Source organism: Methylobacterium sp. EM32 (assembly GCF_040593685.1).
In the GTDB taxonomy this organism is placed as follows: domain Bacteria; phylum Pseudomonadota; class Alphaproteobacteria; order Rhizobiales; family Beijerinckiaceae; genus Methylobacterium.
The window spans coordinates 1-4155 of record NZ_JBEXZS010000269.1; the positions used below are offsets into that span (position 1 = coordinate 1).

A 4155-nucleotide genomic window follows, 5' to 3' on the forward strand; every position below is an offset into this window, starting at 1 on the left:
CCCCCATACCCCTCCCCACAAGGGGGAGGGGAGGCGCCTCATCTTCAAACCACCAGCCCATCTTCACTCTATTGTCTCGAAAGACCTGATCCCATGAAGGTGCTCCTCTGCGACGAGCCGGGCCGGCTGCGCGTGACCGAGCGGCCGGAGCCGGTCCCGGCCGAGGGCGAGGCGCTGGTGCGCATCCGCCGGGTCGGCATCTGCGGCACGGATTTCCACATCTACCAGGGCAAGCACCCGTTCCTGCAATATCCGCGGGTGATGGGCCACGAATTGTCCGGCACGATCGAGCGGGCGCCCGCCGGCAGCGGTCTCGAGGCGGGCCAGAACTGCTACATCGTCCCCTACCTGTCCTGCGGGCAGTGCGTCGCCTGCCGCAAGGGCGTGACCAATGCCTGCCAGAACATCAGCGTGCTCGGCGTCCATTGCGACGGCGGCATGGCGGAGCTGATCAGCGTCCCGGCGCAAAACGTCGTGCCGGTGGGCGACACGCCCCTCGACGACGCCGCGATGATCGAGTTCCTGGCGATCGGCGCCCACGGGGTGAAGCGCGGCGGCATCACGAAGGATGATCGCGTGCTGGTGGTCGGCTCGGGGCCGATCGGCATGTCGGCGGTGATCTTCGCCAAGGCCCGCGGCGCCCACGTCACCGTGATGGACCTGCGCGAGGACCGGCTCGCCTTCACGCGAGACGCGCTCGGCGCCGACGCGCTGCTCACCGCCAACGACGAGGCCGAGGCGAAGGCCGGGGCCGCCACCGCGGGCGACTTCTACGATTGCGTGATCGACTGCACCGGCAACCGCGCCGCGATGCAGCGCGGCTTCGGCTTCGTCGGCCATGGCGGGCGCTACGTGCTGGTGAGCGTGGTGCGCGACGACATCGTGTTCTCGGATCCCGAGTTCCACAAGCGCGAGACCACCCTGTTCGCCAGCCGCAACGCCCAACCCGACGACTTCGCCGAGGTGGTGCGCCAGATGCAGGCCGGCCGCGTGCCGACCCAGGCCCTGCGCACCCATCGCGGGGCGCTGGCGGACGGGCCGGAGCTCTTTCGCGATTGGCTGCGGCCGGAGGCGGGGGTGATCAAGGCGATTCTGGAACTGTAAACGCCGGGTTTCTCTTGTCGAACTGATACCCTCCGGGTCATTCCGGGGCCGCGCAGCGGAGCCCGGAATCCAGACACTCAGGTTATGCAGAAAGGAGCGGAACGCCGTTCGCCTTCTTCTGAGACCACAGCGACTCTGGATTCCGGGCTCCGCTGCGCGGCCCCGGAATGACGCGGAGAGTGAAACTACAGTGGGGTGAACGGAACAAGTTCTGGAAAGATCCGCGCCTTCAACCCAGGTGAAGGTGCCCGGAAACCCCTCCCGGCATACCGACGGGATGGACCCGCGCAGCCCACCCTCCGGAGACGGCCGCCTCTTCCCCGCGGACCCGCGCCTCTGGGCCGTGCTGGCCCTGGCGCTGGTCTTCCTCGCCCTCGCCGCCGTGTTCCTGGCGGCGCCGGCCCTCGGTGCGCTGATCTACGGCGTGCCGGAGCCGGACGGGGCCGGCCGCACCGCCCTGCGGGCGATCGGCGCCCGCGACGCCGCCCTCGCGCTCTACCTCGCGGGCTTGAGCCTGTTCTCGACCCGGCGCGCCGTGGCGATCGTGCTCGCCGCGAGCCTCGTCATCCCGGCCTGCGACCTCGCCCTCATCCTGTCGGCCGGGACGGCGGCGTGGTGGCAGGTGGCGTTGCACGGGGTGAGCGCCGGCGTGCTGGCGCTCACCGCCCTGTGGCTCTCAGTCCGCGGTCATGCGGCGTAATCCGGCTCCTCCCGGTCGAGCCGCCGGCGGATTGCCGCGAGGTGGAGGCGGGCCGATTCGGGGTCGCCCTCGCGCATCTGGCGGTAGGCGGCCTCGGCGATGGCGGGATCGACCGGCAGGACCGCCCGGCCGGTCGAGAGGGCGAGCACCTGCACCTCGGCGGCGCGCTCCAGGTAGTAGAGGTCGTCCCAGGCCTCCGCGATGGTCGGCCCGAGCACCATCACGCCGTGGTTCTTCATGAACACGATGTCGGCCTCGCCGACGCTGTCGGCGATGCGGTCGCCCTCGCGCTCGTCGAGGGCCAGCCCGTTGTAGTTCCGGTCGAAGGCGGTGCGGCCGTAGAACTTCAGCGCGGTCTGTCCGGCGAAGATCAGGGGATCGCCCTCGGTCATCGAGAGCGCGGTGGCGTAGGGCATGTGGGTGTGGAACGCCACCCGCGCCCGCGGGATGCGCTTGTGCAGGCGGGCGTGGATGTAGAAGGCGGTCGCCTCCGGCTGGCCCTCGCCCGACACGACGTTGCCGTGGAAGTCGCAGACCAGGAGCTTCGAGGCGGTGAGCTCCGCGAAGGCGTAGCCGTAGGGGTTGACGAGGAAGAGGTCGTCGTAGCCCGGCACCATCGCGGAGAAGTGGTTGCAGATGCCCTCCTCGAGTCCCTGGCGCGCCGCCATGCGGAAGCACGCCGCCAGGTCCTCCTTGGCCCGGCGCACCTCGGGCCCGGCGAGGTCAGGCTGGTTGAGGCCGTCAGGAATTCGTTCGCCGGCCGGCGCGCCCAGTGCGTGAGCCATGGTGTCGATGTCTCCTGACGTGTCGGCGGATCCTGGCAAAGGCCGGGCCGGCTTGTCCATGCCCGCCCGGGAATCAGCGGGCGGCGCGCAGGTGCTCCAGGAGCGCCGGGGTGGCGTAGCCGTCCGCCGGCAGACCGGCGGCGATCTGGTAGCGCCGCACCGCCTCGCGCAGTTTGGGCCCTGCGCGGCCGTCGAACGGGCCGTCGTAGAATGACTTCGCGGAGAGCCCGCGCTGGAGCGCGGTGAGCCCGGCCTGGTCGAGGCGCGGTCCGGTCGGCCAAGGGGCGGCGAGGGGAGGGCCTCCGGCGATCCGGTCGGAGAAGTGGCCGACGGCGAGCGCGTAGGAATCCGAGGTGTTGTAGGCGCGGATCGCCTCGAAATTGGCGGTGATCAGGAAGGCCGGCCCGCCGGCACCGCCGGGCAGAAAAAGGCTCGCCTCGCCGGCCGCCGGCAGGGCCGCGCCGTCGAGGGCCCGCACCCCGCGCCGGGCGAAATCCGCGAACGGGCCGCGGTAGCGCGCGAGTTCGAACGCCTCCGGCAGGGTGACGGCGACGCCCCAGGGCAGGTCGCGGCGCCAGCCCGCCTGCTTGAGGAAGCTCGCGATCGACGCGAGTGCGTCCGGAACTGAGGCCCAGATGTCGCGCCGTCCGTCGCCGTCGAAATCGACCGCGGACCGGAGATAGGCCGAGGGCAGGAACTGCGTCTGCCCCATGGCACCGGCCCAGGAGCCACGCATCCGGTCGGGCGCGACGTCGTGGTGCTCGAGGATCTCGAGCGCCGCGAGCAACTCGTCGCGGAACAGCTCGCCGCGGTGGCGCGCCTCGGCGAGGGTGGCGAGGGCCCGGATCACCGGCACCGTGCCGGCGCTGGCGCCGAAATCCGATTCGATGCCCCAGAAGGCCAGCAGCACCGGGCCAGGCACGCCATAGGCCGCCTCGATCGCCTGGAGTGTCCCGGCCCGGCGCGCGGCTTCCGCCCGTCCGCGAGCGATGCGGCCACTCGACACCGCGCCGGTCAGGTACTCCCAGACCGGGCGGCCGAACTCGCCCTGGCGGCGCAGGCGCGCCAGCACCGCCGGGTCTGGGGTCACGCCCCGGAACGCCGCGTCGAAGGTCGCGCGCGACACCTGTCGCGCTTGGGCCGCCGGCCACAGCTCCTCGACGAAGGCCCGGAAATCGCCCGCGCCGACGGGGGCGGCGAGGACCAGGACGGCGCCGAGGGCCAGGGCGGCGCGGAGGACGAAGCGGGTCTGGGGCATGGATTCAGATCGGTGGGCTCAGACCCGGTTGCGCCGGCCGAGAGCCTCCTCCCAGGCGAGCGCCTGGGTGACGATCTCGCGCAGGTCGTCGTGCTGCGGCACCCAGCCGAGCTCGGCCCGGATGCGGTCGGCCCCGGCGACGATCCGCGACGGGTCGCCGGCGCGACGCGGCGAGAGCTTGACCGGGAAATCGGCGCCGGAGACCGACTTCACCACGTCGATCACCTCCAGCACCGAGTAGCCGCGGCCGTAGCCGCAATTGAGCGTCAGGCTCGTCCCCCCGCCGCGCAGGTGGTTGAGCGCCACGA

At 71.8% G+C, this 4155-nt stretch carries 4 protein-coding genes and 1 pseudogene; 2 read left to right on the forward strand and 3 right to left on the reverse strand.

Features of this window, described 5'->3' with window-relative positions:
- Positions 1-93: 93 nt before the first annotated feature.
- The gene (locus tag ABZT49_RS33570) at positions 94-1104 is read left to right on the forward strand and encodes a zinc-binding alcohol dehydrogenase family protein (RefSeq protein ID WP_355292859.1); all 1011 of its coding nucleotides are present in this window, start codon (positions 94-96) and stop codon (positions 1102-1104) included.
- 277 nt (positions 1105-1381) lie between these two features.
- Positions 1382-1804: a DUF4267 domain-containing protein gene (locus ABZT49_RS33575; RefSeq protein WP_355292861.1), complete on the forward strand. Its 423-nt coding sequence runs from the start codon at positions 1382-1384 to the stop codon at positions 1802-1804.
- On the opposite strand, the gene ABZT49_RS33580 is transcribed toward ABZT49_RS33575, so the two are convergent.
- The 3 genes and pseudogenes from ABZT49_RS33580 to ABZT49_RS33590 form a co-directional block, all read right to left on the reverse strand.
- Complete coding sequence (locus ABZT49_RS33580; protein WP_355292863.1) at positions 1792-2589, reverse strand: aldolase; 798 nt, start codon at positions 2587-2589, stop codon at positions 1792-1794. The two genes, ABZT49_RS33575 and ABZT49_RS33580, sit on opposite strands and share 13 nt — an antisense overlap.
- A gap of 73 nt (positions 2590-2662) precedes the next feature.
- Entirely contained in the window at positions 2663-3847 is a 1185-nt protein-coding gene (locus ABZT49_RS33585; protein ID WP_355292865.1) for a lytic murein transglycosylase, read from the reverse strand.
- A gap of 18 nt (positions 3848-3865) precedes the next feature.
- Positions 3866-4155 (reverse strand): annotated as a pseudogene (locus tag ABZT49_RS33590) (UDP-glucose 4-epimerase GalE); the annotation flags it as partial.